This is a genomic window from Vibrio sp. 10N.222.46.A1 (assembly GCF_041473595.1).
In the GTDB taxonomy this organism is placed as follows: domain Bacteria; phylum Pseudomonadota; class Gammaproteobacteria; order Enterobacterales; family Vibrionaceae; genus Vibrio; species Vibrio tasmaniensis_A.
Genome location: NZ_JBFRSN010000208.1, coordinates 1 through 3,852, shown reverse-complemented (window position 1 = coordinate 3,852; position 3,852 = coordinate 1). Strand labels below are relative to the sequence as shown.

3 protein-coding genes and 1 pseudogene are annotated in these 3,852 nt (G+C 43.2%); all 4 read right to left on the bottom strand.

Going from position 1 to position 3,852, the window contains the following annotated elements; translation table 11 throughout:
* Positions 1 to 981: AAA family ATPase (locus tag AB4496_RS07075; RefSeq protein WP_372130734.1), on the bottom strand; the 981-nt coding region annotated here is incomplete at its 3' end.
* 562 nt (positions 982 to 1,543) lie between these two features.
* Positions 1,544 to 2,530: an N-acetyl-D-Glu racemase DgcA gene (gene dgcA, locus AB4496_RS07070; RefSeq protein WP_102258245.1), complete on the bottom strand. Its 987-nt coding sequence runs from the start codon at positions 2,528 to 2,530 to the stop codon at positions 1,544 to 1,546.
* Between the two features lie 57 nt (positions 2,531 to 2,587).
* A complete protein-coding gene (dgcN, locus tag AB4496_RS07065; RefSeq protein ID WP_102258246.1) occupies positions 2,588 to 3,595 on the bottom strand; it encodes an N-acetyltransferase DgcN in 1,008 nt (335 codons plus the stop codon).
* A 91-nt stretch (positions 3,596 to 3,686) separates the two neighbouring features.
* Positions 3,687 to 3,852: pseudogene (locus tag AB4496_RS07060) on the bottom strand (LysR family transcriptional regulator); the annotation flags it as partial.

Here is a 3,852-nt window from a genome sequence, read left to right as displayed (position 1 = left end):
ATTGTATGCAAGAGCGTACACTTGGGATTTTTTAGAAGATCCAATAATAAATGGACTATGAGTAGCAATAACGAATTGGGCCTTAGGAAAAGCTTTGCTTAAATTTGGAATTAACTCTCTTTGCATGGAAGGGTGTAAGTGATTTTCTGGCTCGTCGATCGTGATTACAAAGTTCTCTTTATTTTGAGAAAACATGTATATTTGCCACGCTACACCAATTATTGATGCCACACCACCTGAAGCAGCATCAATAGAAAACTCACCAGACTCCGTTACTAAAACCACTTCTGGGATTCTTATTTCTAAGTGTTTAAACCCTAAGGTTGCAGGTAACATTATTTTCAAGATTTCCTGAAACCCTTCGAATAATTCTGCATATTCCTTATTGGCAACGACATGACTATTGCCGTACCCGAAGGTAGCAAGCCCAATTAGAGACTCTTTAAGTAAATAATTCGGACTTATATTTTTAAGCCATTCACCCGTATTGTTGAATTTATCGACAACGTTAGCATTATACTCATTAAAGTAATCTTCTTTTTTCTTAGGCTTAGTTGGAATTGACTCAACTTCTTTATAGCTAAACACTGGTCTATGAGAAGGTACGTGCATTCCTTGAATAGGCTGTTGCTCAGAGAAATTTAAATCGTAAGTTGAACCAGCTTTCTTAGGAACCGAAACTTTAGATACGCTTAAGTTTGAATATTGTACCTTGCCGATTTCAATCCATGATTCTTGTTCTTCCTCTTTAGAAAAAAAAGAATCCCATTTGCCGGTTAAAAAACGCATTAGGCCAGATTCTTGATCTTTGGCTGGAGTAGAAAGTAAACGAGTATTCCACCCAAAAGTCTTGCCTAAAACGCCAAGGATCGTCGTTTTTCCGGCACCATTTGAGCCTGTAATGATTGTTACTTTTTCATCAAGATCTATTTCTATTCTTTCGAATTGACGCCAATGGTTTATTTCTACTTTCTTAAACATTACTACTGATTTCCATCTAGAGAGATAACAGCTTATTAAACAGCATTCTGTTTATCACGCAGAGTGCTTGCCTCGCTTATCCTCTTACTATACTCCAGAAATCGCTTTTTAATCAATTAGTTGGATGGCATCAAGTGCGCAATTTTGAGTACTTTCTTCTGGCAAAAGCGAGCATTGCGCTTAACGCTGTGCTCGATTATCTTATGCCTACCAAAATTTACTCTTAGATTCATAGAGATAGAAAAATTGACCTGGGATAACCGTGTGCGTATTTCGGTGATTGCGAACGCTTGTTACCGATGTTTTTCAAGCTATCTACAAGCGAAAAAGAAGAGATGACAATGGTATTACAAGGCAAATGTATTGTTCATAACTAGCGCAATTAAGTTAGTGTGACATTTAACGCTAAATGTGCGTGTCATATTTGTACTTTCTAAGCGACTTTCGATACAAAAAGTTATCCGTATATTTCTAATTTAGGTGATTACTCTAAGAAGGTTCTGTCCAAAAGTTCGCGTGCCTACCTATGACCTACATCATCAATACTGAACGCTAAGCCACCTTAAAGAATGATCATCCCATCTCGATAAGTCAGTGCTGGCGAAACATCTTGCCCTAATAGCACAGGACCATCAAGGTCGACGATTTCAGATTGAACCGCAATAGGCAGCGCCGCTCGCATCGCCAATGAGGTGCCTAGCATACAACCCGACATCAGAGTAAAGCCGAGCCTTTGAGCTTCTTCAGCAAGTACCAAGGCTTCGGTCAAACCGCCCGTTTTATCGAGCTTGATGTTAACCATTTCATACTTGCCTAACAAAGATGAAAGTTGCGAAGTGGTATGACAGCTTTCATCCGCACACAGTGGGATCGGGTGATTGATATGTGCCAGTGACGCATCATGTTGTTGCGGCAAAGGTTGCTCGATCATCGCGATATCAAACTCTGTTAGTTGATTAAACAACTCTTCGAGATTCAACCCTGTCCACGCTTCATTAGCATCCAGTACAACCAGAACATCGGGTGCCGCTTCTCGCACTGCACGAACACGCTCTACTACCTGCTCGCCATCAAGCTTCACTTTTAGAAGTTTCGCACCATTCGCCACATAATCTCGAGCTTGGGTAGCCATCGCTTCTGGTGTGCCAATGGAGACTGTCATTGCAGTAACGATTTGATTGGGTAGCTCAAACAAGCTATTTGGAAACATCTGGCCGTTCTGCTGCGCTTCGAAATCCCAAAGCGCACAATCGACCGCATTTCGCGCTGCCCCTCCAGTCAATAAAGACTGAAGATGATCTCTTAGCTCTGCGGGATCGGTAACGCCTCGTGCAAACATAGCTTCAAGTGCGCTAGACGCTTGTTGGATTTGCGCTAACACAGACTCCGATGACTCGCCGTATCGTGGGTAAGGCGTGCATTCGCCTTGAGCTTGTTTGCCACCATGTTCAATGTAAACACGAACAACGTGACACTCAGTTCGACTGCCACGAGAGATGCGAAAAGGCGTTTGCATCGCGATAGTAATGGGTTCTGCTGTAATCTTCATAATTTCACTCGGTTGATGTTCGCTTTAACAAATGGAAACGTAGAAATGATGACGTCGTTAAAGTGAATGTCGCAAATGATCAGTAATGTGTTGTACACCAAAACGCACTGGATCCGTCACGGGCACTTGATAGAGTGTGGTCCATTCTTGGCATAATGTCTCAGCGTCTTCAATGCTGATTGCCGACGTGTTCAAGCAGATGCCAACCAATTTTACATCTGGATTCGTCAATCGCGCGGCTTGCAAGTTAGCTTCGATCGTCTGTTCAATCGTTGGTAATTGCGCATGAGGAAGGTTGCGAATATGTGGTCGCCCTACTTCGTGACATAGCACCAAAGCATCAGCTTGTGCGCCATGCAATAATCCCAAACTCACGCCTGCAAACGAAGGGTTGAACAAAGAACCCTGCCCTTCAATGATGTCCCACTCGTAGTCAGTAAAATCGGGGCTAATCGCTTCAACCGCGCCAGAAATGAAATCCGCCACCACCGCATCAATAGAAATGCCTTTGCCTTCAATCAAGATACCTGTCTGCCCTGTCGCTTTAAACTGAGCAGAGATTCCTACTTGTTTAAGCGATTTTTCAATGGCCAACGCCGAGAACATTTTTCCTACTGAGCAATCGGTTCCGACCGTAAGAAGGCGCTTACCCTGACGAGGCTTACCGTTACCAACGTTTAGATCACCATCAAAATGGCGTACATCATGAAGCTTAGTCAATCCTCGCTGTTGCATGTCAGCAAGCGGTGAAAATTCACTCAGTCGTTGGTGCATGCCAGATGCAATCTCAAATCCCATTTCTGTAGCTTCCATTATGGTTGGCTGCCAAGAGTCAGGAATAACACCACCTGGGTTTGCTGTGCCAATCACTAGCGTTTTCGCGCCCTGTGCTTGCGCCTCTTGTAAGGTCATATCCGTTAAGCCAAGTGAAACGGTAACGTCTGTTAAACGAAGCTGACCTAGGCAAATTTCTGGTCGCCATTGATGAATACCGCGAGCTGTTTTTGCGGCAAGTGGGTCGGTAACATCCCCAAAAAAAAGAAGGTAAGGTTGAGCGATAGACATGAGTATTCCTAATTAATAAATCTTTGTATGGGTTTACTTTAATTAAGAACTTAGAAGCTGCCGAATACCAATTTATGGCGAGCCTATAACCTTAAGTTATAGGCTGAGTATGGCTCTTCAATGAAGCGATAAATTGCTTAACAGAAATAGACTGAGGGGTGTGCTCTGCACAAAGCATCGAGACCGAGAATTGGATATCCGGCTGCAGTGAAAGCACGCAAACCGAGTCGTCATTTTGATATTGCTCTGCCGTCCAC